This window comes from Pantoea sp. NGS-ED-1003, from assembly GCF_000738765.1.
Classification (GTDB): Bacteria; Pseudomonadota; Gammaproteobacteria; order Enterobacterales; family Enterobacteriaceae; genus Pantoea; species Pantoea septica.
This window is the reverse complement of the sequence record NZ_JPQA01000011.1, coordinates 195,816-214,132: the sequence shown is the minus strand read 5'-3', so window position 1 is coordinate 214,132 and position 18,317 is coordinate 195,816. Positions and strand designations below refer to the sequence as shown.

The 18,317-nt window shown below is 53.5% G+C and carries 25 protein-coding genes and 1 pseudogene; 23 read left to right on the top strand and 3 right to left on the bottom strand.

Going from position 1 to position 18,317, the window contains the following annotated elements:
* Positions 1-91 precede the first annotated feature (91 nt).
* The 9 genes from JS46_RS20620 (at position 92) to JS46_RS23640 (ending at position 7,377) form a co-directional block, all read left to right on the top strand.
* Positions 92-670, top strand: a complete 579-nt coding sequence (locus JS46_RS20620; RefSeq protein WP_033755285.1) for a recombinase family protein — start codon at positions 92-94, stop codon at positions 668-670.
* 80 nt (positions 671-750) lie between these two features.
* Positions 751-1,920: a phage tail sheath protein gene (locus JS46_RS20615; RefSeq protein WP_033755282.1), complete on the top strand. Its 1,170-nt coding sequence runs from the start codon at positions 751-753 to the stop codon at positions 1,918-1,920.
* A gap of 12 nt (positions 1,921-1,932) precedes the next feature.
* The gene (locus tag JS46_RS20610) at positions 1,933-2,442 is read left to right on the top strand and encodes a phage major tail tube protein (RefSeq protein WP_033755280.1); all 510 of its coding nucleotides are present in this window, start codon (positions 1,933-1,935) and stop codon (positions 2,440-2,442) included.
* 59 nt (positions 2,443-2,501) lie between these two features.
* Positions 2,502-2,780 carry a phage tail assembly protein gene (locus tag JS46_RS20605; RefSeq protein ID WP_033755277.1) on the top strand — a complete coding sequence of 93 codons (279 nt, stop codon included), beginning with the start codon at positions 2,502-2,504 and terminating at the stop codon, positions 2,778-2,780.
* 32 nt (positions 2,781-2,812) lie between these two features.
* Positions 2,813-2,938: a GpE family phage tail protein gene (locus JS46_RS23110; protein ID WP_051905661.1), complete on the top strand. Its 126-nt coding sequence runs from the start codon at positions 2,813-2,815 to the stop codon at positions 2,936-2,938.
* The gene (locus JS46_RS20600) at positions 2,928-5,390 is read left to right on the top strand and encodes a phage tail tape measure protein (RefSeq protein ID WP_033755274.1); all 2,463 of its coding nucleotides are present in this window, start codon (positions 2,928-2,930) and stop codon (positions 5,388-5,390) included. Before JS46_RS23110 ends, JS46_RS20600 begins: the two co-directional genes overlap by 11 nt.
* A gap of 3 nt (positions 5,391-5,393) precedes the next feature.
* Positions 5,394-5,921: a phage tail protein gene (locus tag JS46_RS20595; protein WP_033755271.1), complete on the top strand. Its 528-nt coding sequence runs from the start codon at positions 5,394-5,396 to the stop codon at positions 5,919-5,921.
* Entirely contained in the window at positions 5,918-7,090 is a 1,173-nt protein-coding gene (locus tag JS46_RS20590) for a phage late control D family protein (RefSeq protein WP_033755269.1), read from the top strand. Before JS46_RS20595 ends, JS46_RS20590 begins: the two co-directional genes overlap by 4 nt.
* A gap of 68 nt (positions 7,091-7,158) precedes the next feature.
* On the top strand, positions 7,159-7,377 hold the full coding sequence (locus JS46_RS23640; RefSeq protein WP_072010470.1) for an ogr/Delta-like zinc finger family protein: 219 nt from the start codon (positions 7,159-7,161) through the stop codon (positions 7,375-7,377).
* 49 nt (positions 7,378-7,426) lie between these two features.
* Here the strand turns inward: JS46_RS23640 and JS46_RS20580 are convergent, their stop codons facing one another.
* The 3 genes from JS46_RS20580 to JS46_RS20570 form a co-directional block, all read right to left on the bottom strand.
* On the bottom strand, positions 7,427-7,972 hold the full coding sequence (locus JS46_RS20580; protein ID WP_235213023.1) for a hypothetical protein: 546 nt from the start codon (positions 7,970-7,972) through the stop codon (positions 7,427-7,429).
* Positions 7,973-8,151: 179 nt separating this feature from the next.
* Complete coding sequence (locus tag JS46_RS20575; RefSeq protein ID WP_033755265.1) at positions 8,152-9,165, bottom strand: tyrosine-type recombinase/integrase; 1,014 nt, start codon at positions 9,163-9,165, stop codon at positions 8,152-8,154.
* Between the two features lie 5 nt (positions 9,166-9,170).
* A complete protein-coding gene (locus JS46_RS20570; protein ID WP_033755262.1) occupies positions 9,171-9,791 on the bottom strand; it encodes a phage repressor protein CI in 621 nt (206 codons plus the stop codon).
* Positions 9,792-9,880: 89 nt separating this feature from the next.
* Here JS46_RS20570 and JS46_RS20565 point away from each other — a divergent pair, with 89 nt between their 5' ends.
* The 14 genes and pseudogenes from JS46_RS20565 to JS46_RS20505 all read left to right on the top strand — a co-directional run bounded on the left by JS46_RS20565 (position 9,881) and on the right by JS46_RS20505 (position 18,299).
* Entirely contained in the window at positions 9,881-10,117 is a 237-nt protein-coding gene (locus tag JS46_RS20565; protein WP_033755259.1) for a hypothetical protein, read from the top strand.
* A 34-nt stretch (positions 10,118-10,151) separates the two neighbouring features.
* Complete coding sequence (locus JS46_RS20560) at positions 10,152-10,661, top strand: phage regulatory CII family protein (protein WP_033755256.1); 510 nt, start codon at positions 10,152-10,154, stop codon at positions 10,659-10,661.
* Between the two features lie 9 nt (positions 10,662-10,670).
* Positions 10,671-10,874, top strand: coding sequence for a phage filamentation protein Fil family protein (locus JS46_RS23635; protein ID WP_072010466.1), 204 nt, complete (start codon positions 10,671-10,673; stop codon positions 10,872-10,874).
* Positions 10,811-11,152 carry a DUF5347 family protein gene (locus JS46_RS20555; RefSeq protein ID WP_033755254.1) on the top strand — a complete coding sequence of 114 codons (342 nt, stop codon included), beginning with the start codon at positions 10,811-10,813 and terminating at the stop codon, positions 11,150-11,152. The genes JS46_RS23635 and JS46_RS20555 overlap by 64 nt, the downstream gene beginning before the upstream one ends.
* A 69-nt stretch (positions 11,153-11,221) precedes the next feature.
* The gene (locus tag JS46_RS20550; protein ID WP_033755251.1) at positions 11,222-11,452 is read left to right on the top strand and encodes a DUF2732 family protein; all 231 of its coding nucleotides are present in this window, start codon (positions 11,222-11,224) and stop codon (positions 11,450-11,452) included.
* Entirely contained in the window at positions 11,452-11,679 is a 228-nt protein-coding gene (locus tag JS46_RS20545; RefSeq protein WP_033755248.1) for a TraR/DksA C4-type zinc finger protein, read from the top strand. Before JS46_RS20550 ends, JS46_RS20545 begins: the two co-directional genes overlap by 1 nt.
* Entirely contained in the window at positions 11,676-12,539 is an 864-nt protein-coding gene (locus JS46_RS20540) for a DNA adenine methylase (protein WP_033755246.1), read from the top strand. Before JS46_RS20545 ends, JS46_RS20540 begins: the two co-directional genes overlap by 4 nt.
* Positions 12,536-14,788, top strand: coding sequence for a replication endonuclease (locus JS46_RS20535; RefSeq protein WP_033755244.1), 2,253 nt, complete (start codon positions 12,536-12,538; stop codon positions 14,786-14,788). The genes JS46_RS20540 and JS46_RS20535 overlap by 4 nt, the downstream gene beginning before the upstream one ends.
* A gap of 120 nt (positions 14,789-14,908) precedes the next feature.
* The gene (locus tag JS46_RS20530) at positions 14,909-15,097 is read left to right on the top strand and encodes a hypothetical protein (RefSeq protein ID WP_033755241.1); all 189 of its coding nucleotides are present in this window, start codon (positions 14,909-14,911) and stop codon (positions 15,095-15,097) included.
* A gap of 14 nt (positions 15,098-15,111) precedes the next feature.
* A complete protein-coding gene (locus JS46_RS20525) occupies positions 15,112-15,345 on the top strand; it encodes a DinI-like family protein (RefSeq protein WP_033755238.1) in 234 nt (77 codons plus the stop codon).
* 366 nt (positions 15,346-15,711) lie between these two features.
* Positions 15,712-15,906, top strand: a pseudogene (locus JS46_RS24845) (hypothetical protein).
* Positions 15,907-15,977: 71 nt separating this feature from the next.
* Positions 15,978-16,784 (top strand): TIGR04255 family protein, encoded by an 807-nt coding sequence (locus tag JS46_RS20515; RefSeq protein WP_033755235.1) that lies wholly within the window; start codon positions 15,978-15,980, stop codon positions 16,782-16,784.
* A 17-nt stretch (positions 16,785-16,801) separates the two neighbouring features.
* Positions 16,802-17,452 (top strand): helix-turn-helix transcriptional regulator, encoded by a 651-nt coding sequence (locus JS46_RS20510; RefSeq protein WP_152560723.1) that lies wholly within the window; start codon positions 16,802-16,804, stop codon positions 17,450-17,452.
* Between the two features lie 10 nt (positions 17,453-17,462).
* The gene (locus JS46_RS20505) at positions 17,463-18,299 is read left to right on the top strand and encodes a hypothetical protein (protein WP_033755229.1); all 837 of its coding nucleotides are present in this window, start codon (positions 17,463-17,465) and stop codon (positions 18,297-18,299) included.
* The last annotated feature ends 18 nt before the right edge of the window (positions 18,300-18,317 follow it).

Genomic DNA, 18,317 nt, shown 5'->3' with positions numbered 1-18,317 from the left:
CTTCGCCTAAACCGAGGTTTGTGAGAAGCAAAGCCCTGGCCCTGTACTGGCCCGCGCTGGCAAAATTGCGGCCATTTACGGGGAATCCAGAGTGCTAATCGGTTACATCAGGGTGTCAACAAATGACCAGAATACGGATTTACAGCGGTTAGCGTTGCAGAGCGCAGATTGTGAGCTGATTTTCGAGGACAGGAAAAGCGGCAAAAGCACAGATCGGCCGGGGCTAAAGAAAGCGCTGCGCTGCCTGCAGCCGGGCGACACGTTGGTTGTGTGGAAGCTGGATCGGCTCGGTCGTAGCATGCGGAATCTTGTAATGCTGACCGAGGAACTGAGGGCGCGAGGAATTAACTTTCGCAGCCTCACCGACAGCATTGATACCATCACGCCAATGGGGCGTTTCTTCTTCCACATCATGGGCGCCCTGGCAGAAATGGAGCGTGAATTAATAGTGGAGCGCACCCGCGCCGGGCTGGCCGCAGCGCGAGAACATGGAAGAATTGGAGGTAGGCGCCGGATTATGACCGGCGAAGTGATAGCCAAAGCTGAAAGAATGATCGCCAAAGGGGCGACGCTGCAGCAGGTGTCTCTTGTTCTTGAAGTATCTGTAAAAACGCTCTATCGCTATATCCCGGCGAAGCGGCAGCGCAGCCTGCGTGAATCTGTTTGCTGATATACCAGCGGGCCATGACAAAATGCGAAGCCCTGCCTGACCTGACACTCTGAGCACACCTTTAATCAGGAGTGCAACAGATGGCAGATTATCATCACGGTGTCCGCGTCGTCGAAGTCAACGACGGCACGCGCACCATCTCCACCGTATCAACCGCAATCGTGGGCATGGTCTGCACCGCGCAGGATGCGGACGCGGCAACCTTCCCGCTTAACACGCCCGTGCTGATCACCAACGTGCAGGGCGCCGTCGGCAAGGCTGGCAAGAAAGGCACGCTCGCCGCCGCGCTACAGGCTATCGCCGATCAGTCTAAGCCCGTCACCGTCGTAGTTCGCGTGGCCGAAGGCACCGACGAGGCCGAAACCATTTCCAATATCATCGGCGGCACGGATGAAAACGGCCAGTATACCGGCATGAAAGCGCTGCTTGCTGCGCAGACCCAGCTTGACGTCAAGCCGCGCATTCTCGGCGTGCCGGGGCTGGATTCACTGGAAGTGGCAACCGCGCTGGCGAGCATCGCGCAGCAGCTGCGCGCCTTTGCCTATGTCTCAGCATGGGGCTGCAAAACCATTTCCGAGGCCCGCCTGTACCGTCAGAATTTCAGCCAGCGTGAAGTCATGGTGATCTGGCCGGACTTTCTCGCCTGGAACACCACGACCAGCAAATCCGATACCGCATACGCGACCGCTCGCGCGCTGGGCCTGCGCGCCAAAATCGACAACGACACGGGCTGGCATAAAACCCTGTCCAATGTGGGCGTTAACGGCGTGACCGGCATCTCCGCGTCGGTATTCTGGGATCTGCAGCAGACCGGCACCGACGCTGACCTGCTCAACGAGGCGGACGTCACCACGCTGATCCGTAAAGACGGTTTCCGCTTCTGGGGCAACCGCACCTGCAGCGATGACCCGCTGTTCCAGTTTGAGAACTACACCCGCACCGCGCAGGTGCTGGCCGACACGATGGCAGAGGGGCACATGTGGGCGGTAGACAAGCCGCTGACGCCGATTCTTGTGACCGAAATTATCGCAGGCATCAACGCCAAATTCCGCGAGATGGTCAGCGCCGGTTATCTGCTGGGCGCCTCCTGCTGGTACGACGAGAGCGCCAACGACACAGACAGCCTGAAGGCGGGCAAACTCTTTATCGACTACGACTATACGCCGGTCCCACCGCTTGAAGATTTGACCCTTCGCCAGCGCATCACCGACACCTATCTGGCGAACTTCGCCGCGTCCGTTAACAGTTGAGGATCTGGATAAATGGCACTGCCACGCAAACTAAAGGGCATGAACCTTTTCAACGACGCCAACAGCTATCAGGGCGTCGTGACTGCCGTCACGCTGCCCAAGCTGGCGCGCAAGCTCGATCCGTTCCGCGCGGGCGGCATGAGCGGCGCGGCCTTTATTGATAACGGTCTGGAAGATGACGCGCTTGATATGGAGTGGAGCATCGGCGGCATGGATGAGCTGGTTCTCACGCAGTGGGGCGCCTCTGACATTCCCCTGCGCTTTACCGGCTCCTACCAGCGCGACGATACCGGCGAGGAAATCGCGGTAGAGATTGAGGTGCGCGGGAAACACCAGACCTTTGATTTTGGTGAGGCCAAGCAGGGCGAGGACACGGAAATCAAAGTCACCTCAAAGAACACCTATTACAAGCTGACCTTTAACGGCAAAGAGCTGATTGAGATTGACACCATCAACATGGTGGAAAAGGTCAACGGCACCGACCGACTGGAGCAGCGCCGCAAGAACCTCGGCCTGGTTTAACCCTGACGCTGGCGCCCGGCGCTGGCATTACCTGACTACAGTGAACAGAGAAAGCGAACATGGAACAGAACGAAAACACCGTTGTACTGGAAACCCCGCTGAAGCGCGGCGAAACCGAAATCAAGCAGATTGACGTCATTAAGCCAACGGCCGGAAGCCTGCGCGGTGTACGCCTGGCTGATCTATGCCAGTCGGACGTAGACGCCCTGCTGACCGTGCTGCCGCGCATCACCCTGCCAGCGCTGACAAAGAGCGAGTGTAACGCCCTCGATCCGGTTGACCTAATTGTGCTGGGCGGCAAGGTGATCGGTTTTTTGCAGTCGAAGTCGGACGAATAGACTGGCCGCACGGCCTGACGGTTAATGACCTGATGGCCGACATCGCCACGATATTCCACTGGCAACCCTCCGAGATGTACGACATGCCGCTGGCCGAGCTGATGGACTGGCGGCATAAAGCCTTTATCCGCAGCGGAGCAAACCCGGATGAGCAATAACCTCAAGGTGCAGGTGCTGCTGAATGCGGTAGACAAAGCCTCGCGCCCCTTTAAAGCCGTACAAACCGCCGCCAAAAATCTGTCGTCTGACATACGCCAGACACAGTCAACCATCAAGGAGCTGGACGCGCAGGCGGGCAAAATTGACGGTTTCCGCAAAGCCAGCGCGCAGCTGGCCGTCACGCAGCAAAATCTCAAGGATGCAAAGGCCGAGGCGGCAGCACTGGCCTTGGCGTTCAAGAGTGCCGAGCGGCCAACTACGCAGCAGGCCCGCGCGCTGGAGAAGGCCCGGCAGGCAGCCGCTGAGCTGCAGACCAAATCCAATGCGTTGCGCTTGTCGGTGCAGCAGCAGCGGGAGGCGCTGACGGCCGCAGGGATTTCCACGCGCAGCCTGAGCAGCGAGCAGCAGCGGCTTAAAACCGCGTCGGCGCAGGCTACCGTCAGCCTGAGCCGCCAGAAGCAGGAACTGCAACGCCTGAACGCGCAGCAGGAGCGGCTGAACCTGACCAGCGAGCGCTACCGCAAAGGGCAGGAGCTGTCCGCCAGAGTGCGCAACGCGGGCGCTGCCGGTGTCGGAGCGGCTACGGTTGGCGCCGTGGCCGCGTCAACAGTGCTGCGCCCCGGTTATGACTTCGCCCTGGCAAACTCCACACTGCAGGCAACCCTCGGCCTTGATAAAAATTCGCCTGAGTTCCAGTCCCTGCGAACCCAGGCGCGCAGCATCGGCGACAACACCGCCGCCTCGGCGAACGACGCCGCGCAAGCGCAAATCATCATCGCCAAATCCGGCGGGAGCGTTGACGACATCAAGGCGGCGACGCCGGTTACGTTGAATATGTCGCTTGCCAATAACCGCACGATGGAAGAAAGCGCCAAGCTGCTGATGAGCACGAAAAACGCTTTCGGGCTGGCTAACAGTCAGGTTGCCCACCTGGGCGATGTGATTTCCGCCACGCTTAACAAAACCGCCGCCGACTTTGACGGGCTAAACGATGCGCTGACCTACATCGCGCCGGTTGCGAAAAACGCTGGCGTCAGTGTCGAGCAGACGACGGCCATGATCGGGGCGCTCGCAAAAGAAGGCACAACGGGCAGCATGGCCGGAACGGGGGTACGCGCAATGCTGCTGCGCGTACAGGCGCCAACCGGCGAAGCTTTCAAAGCCATCAAGGAGCTGGGCGTCAAAACCGCCGACAGCAAAGGCAACATGCGCCCCTTCTTCACTATCCTGAAGGAGCTGCAGAAATCCTTTGAGAAAAACAAACTCGGCACGGCGCAGCAGGCGGAATACCTGAAAACCATCTTCGGGGAAGAGGCGGCATCGTCCGCCGTCACCCTGATGAAAAACGCGGCCAATGGTGAACTGGATAAGCTGACAAAGACGTTTCAGGGATCCGACGGCAGCACGGGAAAACTGGTTGACGTGCAGCAGGACAACCTCGGCGGCGATTTCAAAGAGCTGCAGTCAGCTTATGAGGCGCTCGGCACTGATATCTTTGACCAGATGGACAACAGCCTGCGCACGCTTACGCAGGACACCACAAACTTTCTGCTGCAGATAGATAAGTGGGTGCAGGCCAATCCAAATCTATCAAGTGGCATAGCCAAAATCGCCGCAGCTGGAATGATTATCGTAGGCGCGCTGGGCGCCATCGGGCTTGTTGCCTGGCCGGTTATTACGGCCGTTAACCTGCTTGTTGCCGGGGCGGGTTTTCTCGGTACGGCATTCAGCATTGCGGGCGGAGCCATCGCAACAGCGTTCGGCGCCATCTCGCTGCCAATAGTCGCCGTTGGGGCGGCAATTGTGGCCGGGGCGCTTCTTGTACGGAAATACTGGGAGCCAATCAAAGCCTTTATCGCTGGCGTTGCTGAGGGGTTCAGCGCCGCGATGGGGCCGATAGGGGATGCATTCAGCCCGTTAAAGCCCGTCTTTGAATGGGTGGGCAATAAGCTCAAAGAGCTGTGGGATTGGTTCGGTAAACTGCTGGAGCCGGTGAAATCCACGCAGTCTGAGCTGGCGTCTGCCGGTGAGATGGGTAAGAAGTTTGGCAACATGCTGGCGCAGGCGCTGAAAATACCCGGTGAGGCGCTGAGCCAGCTACGCAGCGGTATCGACTGGGTACTGGAAAAGCTCGGCATCATCGACACTAAATCCGACGGCCTGAAAGACAAAGTAAAATCCTCGGATCCGATGGCGACAGGCGGCGCGGGCGTCGATACCGGCGGGCAGCAGTATAACTTTGCTTACGGCGGCGGCTCGTACAAGCCGGTTCCTTCGCCGTCTGCCGGGGGCGGGTATACCGACCGCAGCCAAAATACCTACCAGTATGAAATCAACATGCACGACGGCATGAGCAAAGACGATGCGCTGGCGCTGATGGCGCAACACAGGGAAAAAGAGCAGCGCAACCGGCAGGCGCAGAACCGCAGCAAAATGGGCTGGGAGGATTAAACGATGATGATGATTTATGGCATGCTGCCGTTTATGCGCCAGACCCTGCCTTACGGGGATCTGCAGCAGAATATCGATTACCGCTGGCCGACTAACAGCCGATTCGGGCAGCGGCCGGCCGCGCAGTTTATTGGGCCCGGCGACGAGAAAATCACGCTGTCCGGGGAGTTGCGACCAGAGATTACCGGCGGGGCTGTGTCGCTGACGACTATTCGCCTGCTTGCCGACGAAGGGATGGCGTGGCCGCTGATTGGCGGCAGCGGCATGATTTACGGCATGTATGTGATCGAGAGCATTTCCAACTCTTTCAGCGAGTTTTTCCCTAACGGGACGGCCAGTAAAATCATGTTCACGCTGAACCTCAAGCGCGTTGATGAGTCTCTGACGTCAATGTTTGGCGACCTGAAAAAGCAGGCCGACGGGCTTATCAGTGGCGCCGGTAATCTGCCAGGGCAGCTTACGTCAGCCATCGACAGCGTGAAATCGGCGGCCGGGAATCTGGTTTCCTCAGCGGGAGGGCTACTCGGATGATCGGAATAAGCAGCCTGCCAGTGCAGGCCGGAGCGCGACTTACGCCTGATTTTATGCTGACGGTTAACTCTAAGGACGTTACGACCAATATTAGGGATCGGCTTATCTCGATGACGCTGACCGACAACCGCGGCTTTGAGGCTGACCAGTTGGATATTGAGCTGGATGACGCCGACGGACAGCTGGCTATGCCGGTGCGCGGCGCAGTAATAAAGCTGTTCCTCGGCTGGAAGGGGCAAACGCTTTTCGGTAAAGGTGATTTTACCGTTGATGAGGTTGAGCACCACGGCGCGCCGGATACCATGACTATTCGCGCCCGTAGCGCGGATTTTCGCGGCACGCTCAATTCCCGCCGGGAAGTGTCCTATCACGATACAACCCTGGGCGAGATCGTGACGCAGATAGCCGAGCGGAATAAGCTTAAGCCAATGCTGGCCGACGGTTTCGCCGGGATCTCCGTGGCGCACATCGACCAGACGCAGGAGACCGACGCGAAATTCCTGACGCGCCTCGCCACGCTTTACGGCGCGGTAGCGGCGGTAAAGGCTGGGCGTCTGTTGTTCATCCGGCCGGGTAACGGCGTCACTATCAGCGGCAAGCCCATCCCGCAGATGACTATCACGCGGCAGGATGGCGACCGGCACAGCTTCAGTATCGCAGACCGTGGCGCCTATACCGGCGTCTCGGCGAGCTGGCTGCATACCAAAGACCCAAAGCCAAAAAAGGTAAAGATAAAGCGCAAGCCGAAGATAAAGCACCTGCGTGCGCTGGAGCACCCGGCGGCAAAGAAGAAAAAGGCGGCCGAGGCCAAAACGCCGGAGGCCAGGGAGGGGGATTACCTGGCGGGAACTGAAGACAACGTATTCACGCTGACGACTGTTTACGCGACAAAGGCAGCAGCAATGCGGGCAGCTAAGGCAAAATGGGATAAGCTGCAGCGCGGCGTTGCGGAGTTTTCGCTCACGCTCGCGATGGGGCGCGCTGACCTGTACCCGGAAACGCCGGTCAAAGTCAGCGGCTTCAAGTCGGTGATCGATGCGCAGCCGTGGCTCATCAGCAAGGTAACGCATAGCCTTAGCAGCAGCGGCTATACCACGCAGCTGGATTTTGAAGTTCTGTTGTCAGACGTCGAGTATCAGGCAGAATCAGACGAAGATGATTCACAATAAGTGAAAGTTGTTGCTCATTTTGGGGATTTGGAGTATTAAAGCTACGAGCTTACAGGGAGACGCCACCAATGATGCATTGTCCGCTTTGCCAGACCGCCGCACACGCTAAAAGCAGCCGTTATATTTCTAAAGAGACAAAAGAACGCTATCACCAGTGCCAGAATATCAACTGCAGTTGTTCTTTCAAAACGCATGAAACGCTGGCAGTGATTATTGTAACGCCAGGGCAGATTAATCCCGTGCCCTTGCATACTAAGCACGAATATCAGCCATCATTACTGCACTAAAATGCAATGCCGATAAAAAACCCCGCACTGACGGGGTTTTTTGTTTGTGCTATTCGCCACCCTTGTAAGTGTGGGTATTGCCTAGCATTACTACCGTAGCGGGCTCATCCATCAATTTACCCATTTCATCGCACGTCGATAGCGGGTTTTCAAAGGAATATCCGCTAGCTTTGAATTTATTGGTGACGTTGATTAATTTGATTTTTTTGAGGTAGCCAGCAGGTACGCCTTTTGTCCAGATAGGTGAGCATACGCCACTGGAGATTATTGCATTATAGGTTTGATCATTGACGGATGCGGCGGGTAACACGACCGTGATCTGATCCTGCTTAAGATTAACTTCCAAAGGTTGCCAGGGTTTTAGCTTATTTTGCAGTGTAGTGACGTCTGATGATTGAGCCGCAACGACCGAAGAAAATAATAATGAAGTGCTGAGCAGAGCTATATGTAATCGCATTATCAAACGTCCTTTTGAGGTGAGTTTGCCTGGCGAATCTGTTGGGGGGGCGTCAGTGGCGGTGAAAATGCACCGCCACTTTACCGCCACTCGAAAAGCCAGATACAAAAAAACCGCTTCGGTGAGCGGCTTAAGCATATGATTTTATTGGGTAAATTTGGTGGCCCCTGCTGGGTTTGAACCAGCGACCAAGCGATTATGAGTCCGAAAATGTTTTCAGAAAAAACAGTAAGTTACTGATTTTTAATTTTATTAGTCTGCCATATAGTGGCAGTTAATGACAAATAGTAACATGCTCTGCTGCCATTTTGCTGCCATCAAAGCCCGTTTAATGGGTTGAGGTTTATTGCCTCAGAAAGATGGTCAGGAGCAAAGTGGGCATAGCGCATTGTTACCTTAATATCCGTATGCCCTAAGATGCGTTGCAGCACCAAAATGTTTCCGCCGTTCATCATAAAATGTGATGCAAAGGTATGGCGTAAAACGTGAGTTAATTGGCCCGCAGGCGTTTCAATTTCTGCTCGTTTTAATGCAGAGCGGAAGGCGGCATAGCAAGATGAAAAGAGAGGCTTTGCCTTCCGGCTTGATGGAAGCTCTTCCAGCAACGCATCACTAATCGGAACTGCGCGGTTTTTCTTACCCTTCGTTTTAATGAAAATAACTTTACCGGCTCGTATTTGATTTCCTTTCAATGTTTCAGCCTCACCCCAGCGCGCGCCGGTAGCCAGGCATAATTTCACCACTGCCAGCAAGTCTTTAGAACGGCTTTGCTCACATTCTTTTAGCAATGCTCTTATTTCCTCACTGGTTAGATAGGCCATTTCTGACTCGGCTATTTTATATTCTCTGACATTGTCTAACGGATTAGGTGCCGTCCATTCATCTAAGCGGCGAAGCTCATTAAATACAGCCCGAAAATATGCCAATTCAAGATTAACCGTTCTGGGCGTTACCGTTTTAACGCGGTTTGAGCGGGTAATTTTTCCTGACAATCGTTGCTCGCGGTATGCTGAAAAGACGCGCGCATTGAACTCTGTGGCAAGCGGATCACCCATAGCTTTACAGGCAAACTCCATTGCATCTTTTCGCTTTTGTCCGTCTGATAGTGTTATGCCGTGCGCGTTGTACCAAGTTTCAACTAAATCAAATACTCGTCTTTTATCTGTCTTCTCACCAAGCCAAGGCTTATCTTGCGCTTGTGCTTTAATGTGTTTCTCATATGACAGCGCCTCGCCTTTTGTGGCGAACTGACGGCGGATACGTTTACCGTCTCGCCCGTTAGGGAAAAACTGCGCCTGCCACTTTCCATTAGCTAGTTTACTGACAGCCATAGTTCTTAGAGATACTCAGTTTTTGAAATGACTTTGCCTAAGGTTCTGATCTCATTTGCCTGGCATTCAAATGAAGCCTTGCCATTTTCGACGCGAACCCTGCCACCTGGAAAGCGTACTAGCTCACGTATGCTAACCAGTTTATCAAATTCAATCAGCCACAATCCGTCTACGATGTCGCCTTCATAAGAATCTACGAGGTAGGTGCTTCTATCTGCTTCTACGATAAATGGAGACGTCAATCCACTTTGTAGATGCTCACCATCCAAAAGGTAATCTCCTGCATCCTCAAGCATCCCATTTGAGATTTTCTTTCTTTCTAAAATCACTGTTCGTGAATTCGGGGCATCCTCAAACGGTACGCCTTTGCCTGTGGAAAGCCATGTTAGCGATGCGCCAGTCTCAACATGACAAATAATGACCCAATCAGCAGGAAATGTATCGCGTGCTGAGCGGTTAGCAAGCGTGCTTTGTGAAACGCCTAAATGGTTGCATAAAGCCTGTCTGCTGCTGAATCCATAGGCTTCAACAATGCGAAAAATAACCTCTTTACCGCCTTTGTTACTTTCCACGGATTCACGAACCAGGTTTGATTCATTCCGTTTAGTGTTGTTGTGTGTTGACATTGGCGTTTTGTGATCCTATATTTCGTTTCGTGAGTTGTGCCATATAGTGACAAATAGATACATCCCAAACCCAAAAGGAATCTTGCATTATGAAGCGTGATTTTTCAATGCGACCAAATCTCAACTTTGTGATTTCTGAGCCCTTCATCTCTCTGGATGAGTACTGCCGACGCACCGGCATCTGCAAGCGTACTGCTCGTAAGATGTACCAAGAAAACCGCTTACCAATCAGAAAGAAAGAAGGCGCAAACGGCCTGATTGAAGTCAACATGCTTGCGTTAATCGTAGAGGCCGCGTCTGGCTATCACATCACAGTTCAGGCTTGACGGACCCATACTGGGATAACGAAAGGGAATAATCATGTTTGATTTTCGTGTTTCCACACATACCGATTACGACGATGCCTGCCGCAAGTTTGCGCTTACGCACAACATGACGGAGCTGGCGCAGCGGGCAGGTATGAAAGTGCAGACCCTGCGCAACAAGCTGAACCCGGAGCAGGTGCATCAGCTGACCGTTCCAGAAGTGCTGTTGCTTACCGATCTGACAGAGGACGCCACCATTATGGACGGAATGCTGGCGCAGCTGCAGTGTCTGCCGTGCGTGCCGGTTAACGAGCTAGCAAAAGAGAAGTTTCCGACGTACGTGCTGAAGGCAACCGCCGAAGTCGGGCATATGGCCGCTAACGCCGTGAACCCGGAGCGTATTACGGCAACCTGTCGTCGCGGCATTCTTGAAGCTGCCAATACCGGGATCCGCTGCATGATGCTGGCCGCGCTGGCCGTGCAGAACCGCGTTCACTCTAACCCTACTTTAGCCTCAACCGTTGACGCTATCAGCGGGCTGGGTGCTTCGATTGGCATCAGCTGAGGGCGCACGATGATTTCATTTGCGGCACGCCTCAAGCGTCAGAGTCCGTCAATGTCATACGGGCATGGCTGGATTATGGGCGAGAACGGCAAGCGCTGGCATCCGGTACTGAGCCAGCAGGTACAGGTAAAAGAGCAAAGAGGTAAAGCATGGCTATCGAGGGCGATTCAATGCTGGTTGAGCTTTCTGCCGGCCAACGGGTTTCGGCGCTGAATCACGTTGCCTTAATCCGCGCGCAGCTGATGGGCGGCAACTGTGAAAAAGATATGACCCGTTTTTTCTCTGAAATGCGCGATGTGACAGACAGTAATTACCAGGACAACAAACGCGCGCTGAGCGCGATTTTCTTCCTGGCTGGCATCGGTAAGGACAGGCACGCCGCTGAATTTAGTGAACTGACTACTGATGAAAGAGCGGCGCTTATTCGTGCAATGAATCATCTAAAAGCAGTCGTGAGTTTATTTCCGAAGCGAATGGCTCTGCCTAATTAATTAACCCCAAGCAAATAAATGGCGTAAACCCGCCGGGCATTCTTTTGCCCAAATTCTGGAGAAAGTGAAATGCGAAATATCGAAATTAAAACCTTTAACGCTGACGTTGAGCAGCTGACAACGCTTCTCACTGCTGCGCGTTTGGAAGAGCGCGCAGAGCGTGGATTGCTCGTAGCGCGCCGCCTGGTTGCGCTGGCCGATCAGATTGAGCGTAAATCTTCGAGTCGCTTTGAGGCTATTGAGTTAATCCGCGCTGAAGCAGAGCGCTATGAGAACGAAGCTCGTGAGGCGGTGCGCTAATGGCTGACTCAATGGACATGGCGCAGCAGCGCGCCGATGAGCTGCTGGCGCGCAACATCGCCAGCGTGGTTAATCGCCCGATCAGCGTTGCGGCTTCATTCTGCGAAGACTGCGACGCACCGATCCCGGAACAGCGCCGCCGCGCCGTGCGTGGCGTGACTCGTTGTGTCAGCTGTCAGGACATGGCTGAGCGGTACGCGAAAGTTTCAAAAGGCGGTGCGGCATGAGCACCATTCTGAAATGGGCGGGCAGCAAGTCCCGCGTAATGCCGGAGCTGCTGGCGCACCTGCCAGCAGGTGATCGCCTGGTCGAACCCTTCGCAGGTTCCTGCGCGGTGATGATGAGCACCGATTACCCTTCCTATCTGGTAGCGGATATTAACCCCGACCTGATCAACATGTACCGCCAGATAAAGGAGCACACCCGCCCCTTTATCGTTGTGGCGGCCAGCCTGTTCAATCAGAACACCACAGGCGAAAGTTATTATTCTGTCCGTGAGGCGTTCAACCATAACCCGGCGTTACCCCTGCTGGAGCGCGCCGCGCATTTCCTGTACCTGAACCGCAACGGCTATCGCGGCCTTTGTCGCTATAACCGTCGCGGCGAGTTCAATATCCCTTTTGGTAATTACTCAAAACCCTATTTCCCGCTGGCAGAAATTGAGGCATTCGCGGAAAAGGCGCAGCGTACGACGTTTATCTGCGCCGATTTCCGCGAGACGCTGCGCCTGACTAAAGCTGGCGACGTGGTGTACTGCGATCCGCCATATGACGGGACGTTTTCGGACTATCACTCAGCGGGCTTTGACAAAGATGAGCATCACGATCTGGTCAGCATCCTGATGGACGTCTCTGAGCGCTGCCCGGTTGTCATTTCAAACAGCGACACCCTCTACACCCGCAGCATTCTTCGCGCTTTCGACATCACCAAAATCAGCGTAGCCCGCTCGGTTGGCGTTGCCGCCGGTGAGAGCAAGCGCGCCTCGGAAATCATCGCCGTGCGCTGTCCACAGGAGAGCGCAGTATTTGTCGGCGTTGATCCGGCGGCAGGCGCTGGCTGGTCTGCAGAAGTGCAGGCGGTTCAATGATTCAGGAATATGCTTACCCGTGGAATGCTCCACGGGAAGCCATCGCCAGCCCGTACCCCACCTATGAGGAGGTGCACAGCCGCAGTCAGATGAATGCGGCTTTGGCGCGTGCGCAGGAGCTACTCGAAAAGCAGCCGACGCTGATCCAGCTCGACGTCAGGCGTCGCGTCAGCGAGCTTGAAAAGACCCAGGGCATTGCCCGTGCCAATGCGTACTTAGCAAAAACCTTTGTTGAGCGCACATTGCCACGCGTTGAATGCGTCAGTGAGCAGTACCGCCTCGGCGAAATGAGCAGCGGCACGTTTAACCTGCTGGCAGGTAACGCCGTTCAACAGACTGGCGCGGCCAGCGCGGCCGGCACGCTGTGGGAGCTGATGCGCCGCTTTAACCGCCTGCCCGACATGGCGCGCGCCGACGTCGATCTGCTGGCCGGGGATGTGGCTAATTTCATCCTCGCCGAGCTGGTACAGGCGCACGCGCAGGCCTGCGACGAGTCGGATTACAAATACACGCACCGCGTTTACATGACCGCCGCCACCATCACCCGCGAGCTGAGTCAGACGCCGCCGCTGTGGGAAAAGGTAACGTCCCGCCTGTTCGACCCGGAGGAAGTGACCCCGGCGATCATGCGCATGCAGACCGAAAAGTGGTGGAAGGGCCGCCTGCGCCGCGTCGCCGCGTCATGGCGTGAACACCTGCAGATTGCCCTGGCTAACGTCAGCAAAAAGCATACCCCCTACGCAAGCAGCATGACCGTCTCAGAGTGGCGCGAGCAGAAGCGCCGCACCCGTGAGTTCCTGAAGGGCATGGAGCTGGAAGACGAGGAAGGCAACCGCATCAGCCTGATTGAAAAGTACGACGGCAGCGTGGCCAACCCGGCGATCCGCCGCTGCGAGCTGATGACCCGCATTCGCGGCTTCGAAAACATCTGCAACGAGATGGGCTTTATCGGCGAGTTCTACACGCTGACCGCCCCGGCGCGCTATCACGCCACAATCAAAACCGGTCATCGCAACCGTAAATGGAACGGCGCCAGCCCGGCCGACACCCAGCGCTATCTGTGCGGCGTCTGGCAAAAAATCCGCGCCAAGCTGCACCGCGAAGAAATCCGCATTTTCGGGATCCGTGTCGCTGAGCCGCACCACGACGCGACCCCGCACTGGCACATGCTGATGTTTATGCGTCCCGAGCAGGTTGAGCGCGTGCGCGAGATTATGCGCGACTACGCCTGGCAGGAAGACAGCAGCGAGCTGACGACCGACAAGGCCCGCAAGGCCCGCTTTCACGCGGAGGCTATCGACCCGGAGAAGGGCAGCGCGACGGGCTACGTCGCTAAGTACATTTCCAAAAATATCGACGGCTACGCGCTGGACGGCGAGACGGACGACGAAAGCGGCAAAGACCTGAAGGAAACCGCCTCGGCCGTTTCCGCCTGGGCGGCCCGCTGGCACATCCGGCAATTCCAGTTTGTGGGCGGCGCGCCGGTGACGGTTTACCGCGAGCTGCGCCGCATGGCAGACAGCGATACCGCGCACGGCCTCAGCGTTGAGTTTGCAGCCGCGCATGACGCCGCCGATGCGGGAGACTGGGCAGGATACGTTAACGCACAGGGCGGCCCGTTCGTGCGCCGCGACGAGCTGGCCGTGCGCACCTGGTATCAGGCCAGCGAAGACGTGAACGAGTATGGCGAGGAAACCGTACGCATCAAGGGCGTTTATGCAACGGAAGTGGGTGAAGACACGCCGATCCTCACCCGTCTGGCGCAGTGGAAGATTGTGCCGAAACGCGCCGTTGATTTGGGTTTTGAATTTAAGGACGCGTCCGCGTCCTCTCGGAGTTCTGTCAATAACTGTACGGGAGGTTTGAGATCTGAGGATTCGAACCCGCCGGCAAGTTTCGACAATATCGACCTGGACGGCATGAGCAGGCGAGAAAGGCGACAGCTGCTGAGCCGGATCAGGGCGCAGGAGCCAGAAAAGCGGCACCTGCAGCTGAGGCGGTCGGACAAAATTGAGGCCGCGTGCGATAACGTGATAGGCCAGGTGAAGGATTTATGCGGTGAAACCATCAGCCGCGGACTGGCCGTGCGCCTGATTGGCGGCACGCAGACGAAAATTGCTGGCCGACTGTTTCGCAGCTCTGCATATGGTGAGTTAGTGAGGCCTCGTGCTGGACTTAAAAATTATGAAATTCTGGAGCGAATAGGGCGCTTGGCTCGTGCCTCTAAGGGTACGAAAGAAGCCAATTAACGCCCTAACTTCAAGAGCCTGCTTTCAGATAAAGTCTTATTGACCATAAAAAATCATTTCACATTTGGAAAATCGTAATATACTGTATGCATAACCAGTTGTTCATTGTGCGGAGGGATTATGCGAGACTATTTTTTGGAGTCAATGAAGCTCCAGCGTATTGATTTATTTATGAAACTTGTTGCGGCAAGTGATTGCAGTGAAGATGAGAAACAGCTCGCGATTCAGTGGGTTTCAGAGCTGACTGATGAGCTGATGCGTAAGGTAAGAAGCCACGAATATTCACGATCTATACAAGTATCTGAATAATTAGGGGGGAGACTATGCGCATTGAAATTATGCTTGATAAAAATCAAAAACTAAGCCAGTCAGTGATTGAAGCTTTTCATGACGAGATAAACAGGCGCGTAGTGGCGCTTTACCCCGAAGCAGTAGTGCGGGTACGGCAGGGAAGCCACACAAGAATAGAAATGCCTGGCTTTAAACTCGACGAGGACAGGCGGCGGCTAAATGATCTGCTTCAGAACGTCTGGGAAGATGACAGCTGGCTACACTGATAACCGTGCAGACGTCAAAAGCTTGATTTTGACGGCGGCAGGGTTGAACAACGAGCGAGCGAGGCGTTAGGTTATGGGGGGACGAGACTCTGAATTTCAGGTTGTTTTCCGTGGTGAAACCCTCCCATATTTCCGTCCAGGTGGATGGGTTATGTTTCAACGGTCGCGCGAGTGTGGCGGTGGTTTCTGGCTGGGGCAGACTTTCGAAAATGCGTTTATCTTGGGCCGGCCGTTTCCCCTGACTTACCGGGAGGCTCTTCTGCTTGTCATGGATTTCACCAGGCGAAAAGTTGAAGTGCCAGAGTCAGAGCCTGATGACCAGTTGCCCCTGTTTTAATGTTTCCCGGCACTGCATGACTATGCCGCATGAATTCGCATGATCCCGAAAGGATCGTTTATGCCCCGGCCCGCCAGTAATGGCGGGCTTTTGCTTATGTCATGCACCTGCATGAAAACCACTACATAAAGCGGGCAGGCGTGGCGGGGGTACGAGCGCGCGCCAGCTACGATAAAGAAGAATATGGTTTGAATCGAAACAGATTGAAACTAAGTGGTGGTTAAAGTGTCAACCAAGATGTAAACTGTACGTAGTTGGTAGATGTTTTTTTGATATGACAAATTAGGAGGGCGACATGAGCGACAACAAACGTATGTCCAATGCACCCGTTTACTATGTGCTTGCACAAATAAAATTCACGCCGGTTAAGGCGATGAAAAAGTATGTTGATGACATACAAGACGCGTTACGCTTGCAAGGCTACCCGCTTTTTGAGAGTAGGGAATCTATCCAAATCAAATTTGAGTTTAGTGCTCCAAATGAGCCGGCACAGCCTGCCTTTGAAACGGTTCAACAATGGTATATGTCGGATCTGAACAGGACTTCAGGCTTTGTTTTAGGTAACGATTTCATAACGTATCACACAACGGATTATGAAACGCACCAACCTTTTCTTAAAGAGTTGATGAAAGGTCTTACAGTAGTCATGAACAATCCAAAGCCAGCCCTGATTACTCGGCTAGGACTTCGTTACTTAGATGCAGTTTTACCTGAAGCAGGTGAAACGATTGAACAATATTTATGTGAGGGGCTACATGGCCTCGACTTAAAATTGCAGCAAGTTCAATCGGTTAACGAAATGGTTTTTCAGACAAATGTTGGTCCAGTTATTAGTAATGGTTTTATAGTTACTCGCTTACATAAAATGAATGGTCAGTTAGGGTTTCCACCTGACATGGTGCCTATTGGTGTTGATATGCTTGAGCGATTCAAGACTACGACCCCCTTGTGGCATGGCATTATAGATACTGATCATTATGTTGAAGGAAATGTGCCCCCATCCATCGATTTGGTTGAGGAACAATTCACTTCCCTACATAGTGTGATAAAAGGTACGTTTAATAAGATGATTTCGCCGTACGCTACTGCTAAGTGGTCATAACGCCGAGGAGGTGTGATATGCGTCAATCTATGACTGGAAGTTTCTATGAAACGCCCGGGTTTGCTCCAACAGTCGCTGGAGCATTAATGGTTGCATCCTCTTTATTTTTGAGCAGCACCGGTTCCAATTTCTCAGTTAAAGATGTGAACCAGTGGCGTGGCTACGTGCAATCTAAGGTTCAGTTTGGATTGATGAAATCTGAAGCTGAATTTGATAATGATATTGAGAACGAATTGGTAGATGTTAGGACTGTATCTGACCATCTGAAAAATGTTCGAGATACCCTTGCTCCGTCCATGTCGGAACTAGCAAAAGATTTAGGCATTACTCGGCAGGCTCTTTATAAATGGTTATCAGGTGAAAGCCAACCCGATGACATAGAAAAAGCAAGTTATATCATTGAATTGAGCAGAGTCTCTGACCGCTTTAATGAGGCTGGTATTGAAAACGCTAAACTGATGTCGAAGATGAAAGCGTTTGAAGGTCTTTCTATCATAGATTTGATAAAACGTGGCGATGACTGGCAGCAATCAGTTAATGTCTTGATTGAAGAGGCTCGCACTCTAAAAGAAGCTGGAACCAAAGCAAATCTGGTAGGTAGTAAAGGAGTGGCAACCGATGGCTGGATGTCTTCGGTTTCTATCCCTGGGTCAGGATTTAAGGAGTAAATAGTCGTATATGGTTGACTCTGGTACAACATGGCGCCAAGGCCACGTTCTTAAGCATGAGGATGCTGTTTCCTTAGGTATAATTTCGGAAGAGCAAACCGGCGTTAAAGTTGTCGTTATCAGTCATGACTGCGACTTACAAAGTTCTGAGCCAGAAGTTGAACTCATAGCTGGCCCCTTAATAAAAGGGGCTGGCAATTACTCTCACGCTAAGCATCCGCGAATACTGCATTTAAATTTTGAACAGGTTTTAGATGTAAATCAGAGCGCTGTAGAACTCAAGCAAGTTAACAAGTTTAAAATTGAAAAAGAAAAGCTTTCGAGCGCAGCGTGCGATGAGTTTTACGCCATATCTCCTAAAGAAAAGCAAGCCCTGAAACAATGGCTTGCGGCACGCTATGGGCGTCCGGCGTTTCCCGATGTATTCGAGAGTAGGCTTCGTACCTTTGATCGCGGGAAATTTAAATTTGAAAAAGAGCTGGCAAAAATCATTGCCGCACATTCGGATTATTTGCTAGGCGTGTTTTTTGATTTGGGTGAGGATCGCTTTAGTGATTTGGAAGAAGGTATACCATATGAGTTAAACATTCATGTGGTTTATGATGCGATTGATAGTGGTCCGGTAGCGAGAGAGGAAGCAGAAAAGGCTGTTACACATATAACAGAGCTTTTCATGGGTTATCATGGTGATCCGGCACAAAGTGAACTCATTGCTCTTATGTCTTGCAACCCTGTTCCAGACATTGAGTTTAATCTATACGCCTTAAGAAGAATGGACCAATGGCGAGTAGAGTACATTAGCTTGCAGGCCGACGAAGTGGGTGATTATTTAAACCCCGCAGTATAAAAATGATGCACAGATTAT

What these genes read in the sequence shown, in the direction of transcription:
- JS46_RS20600 (WP_033755274.1), top strand. Translation starts at nt 2,928, where the DNA reads ATGAGCAATAACCTCAAGGTGCAGGTGCTGCTGAATGCGGTAGACAAA.
- JS46_RS20550 (WP_033755251.1), top strand. Translation starts at nt 11,222, where the DNA reads ATGCGAAATATCGAAATTAAAACCTTTAACGCTGACGTTGAGCAGCTG.
- JS46_RS23635 (WP_072010466.1), top strand. Translation starts at nt 10,671, where the DNA reads ATGATTTCATTTGCGGCACGCCTCAAGCGTCAGAGTCCGTCAATGTCA.
- JS46_RS20535 (WP_033755244.1), top strand. Translation starts at nt 12,536, where the DNA reads ATGATTCAGGAATATGCTTACCCGTGGAATGCTCCACGGGAAGCCATC.
- JS46_RS20540 (WP_033755246.1), top strand. Translation starts at nt 11,676, where the DNA reads ATGAGCACCATTCTGAAATGGGCGGGCAGCAAGTCCCGCGTAATGCCG.
- JS46_RS20575 (WP_033755265.1), bottom strand. Translation starts at nt 9,165, where the DNA reads ATGGCTGTCAGTAAACTAGCTAATGGAAAGTGGCAGGCGCAGTTTTTC.
- JS46_RS20560 (WP_033755256.1), top strand. Translation starts at nt 10,152, where the DNA reads ATGTTTGATTTTCGTGTTTCCACACATACCGATTACGACGATGCCTGC.
- JS46_RS20590 (WP_033755269.1), top strand. Translation starts at nt 5,918, where the DNA reads ATGATCGGAATAAGCAGCCTGCCAGTGCAGGCCGGAGCGCGACTTACG.
- JS46_RS20580 (WP_235213023.1), bottom strand. Translation starts at nt 7,972, where the DNA reads ATGCTTAAGCCGCTCACCGAAGCGGTTTTTTTGTATCTGGCTTTTCGA.
- JS46_RS20530 (WP_033755241.1), top strand. Translation starts at nt 14,909, where the DNA reads ATGCGAGACTATTTTTTGGAGTCAATGAAGCTCCAGCGTATTGATTTA.
- JS46_RS20565 (WP_033755259.1), top strand. Translation starts at nt 9,881, where the DNA reads ATGAAGCGTGATTTTTCAATGCGACCAAATCTCAACTTTGTGATTTCT.
- JS46_RS20515 (WP_033755235.1), top strand. Translation starts at nt 15,978, where the DNA reads ATGAGCGACAACAAACGTATGTCCAATGCACCCGTTTACTATGTGCTT.
- JS46_RS20595 (WP_033755271.1), top strand. Translation starts at nt 5,394, where the DNA reads ATGATGATGATTTATGGCATGCTGCCGTTTATGCGCCAGACCCTGCCT.
- JS46_RS23640 (WP_072010470.1), top strand. Translation starts at nt 7,159, where the DNA reads ATGATGCATTGTCCGCTTTGCCAGACCGCCGCACACGCTAAAAGCAGC.
- JS46_RS20505 (WP_033755229.1), top strand. Translation starts at nt 17,463, where the DNA reads ATGGTTGACTCTGGTACAACATGGCGCCAAGGCCACGTTCTTAAGCAT.
- JS46_RS23110 (WP_051905661.1), top strand. Translation starts at nt 2,813, where the DNA reads ATGGCCGACATCGCCACGATATTCCACTGGCAACCCTCCGAGATGTAC.
- JS46_RS20545 (WP_033755248.1), top strand. Translation starts at nt 11,452, where the DNA reads ATGGCTGACTCAATGGACATGGCGCAGCAGCGCGCCGATGAGCTGCTG.
- JS46_RS20610 (WP_033755280.1), top strand. Translation starts at nt 1,933, where the DNA reads ATGGCACTGCCACGCAAACTAAAGGGCATGAACCTTTTCAACGACGCC.
- JS46_RS20555 (WP_033755254.1), top strand. Translation starts at nt 10,811, where the DNA reads ATGGCTATCGAGGGCGATTCAATGCTGGTTGAGCTTTCTGCCGGCCAA.
- JS46_RS20510 (WP_152560723.1), top strand. Translation starts at nt 16,802, where the DNA reads ATGCGTCAATCTATGACTGGAAGTTTCTATGAAACGCCCGGGTTTGCT.
- JS46_RS20615 (WP_033755282.1), top strand. Translation starts at nt 751, where the DNA reads ATGGCAGATTATCATCACGGTGTCCGCGTCGTCGAAGTCAACGACGGC.
- JS46_RS20525 (WP_033755238.1), top strand. Translation starts at nt 15,112, where the DNA reads ATGCGCATTGAAATTATGCTTGATAAAAATCAAAAACTAAGCCAGTCA.
- JS46_RS20570 (WP_033755262.1), bottom strand. Translation starts at nt 9,791, where the DNA reads ATGTCAACACACAACAACACTAAACGGAATGAATCAAACCTGGTTCGT.
- JS46_RS20605 (WP_033755277.1), top strand. Translation starts at nt 2,502, where the DNA reads ATGGAACAGAACGAAAACACCGTTGTACTGGAAACCCCGCTGAAGCGC.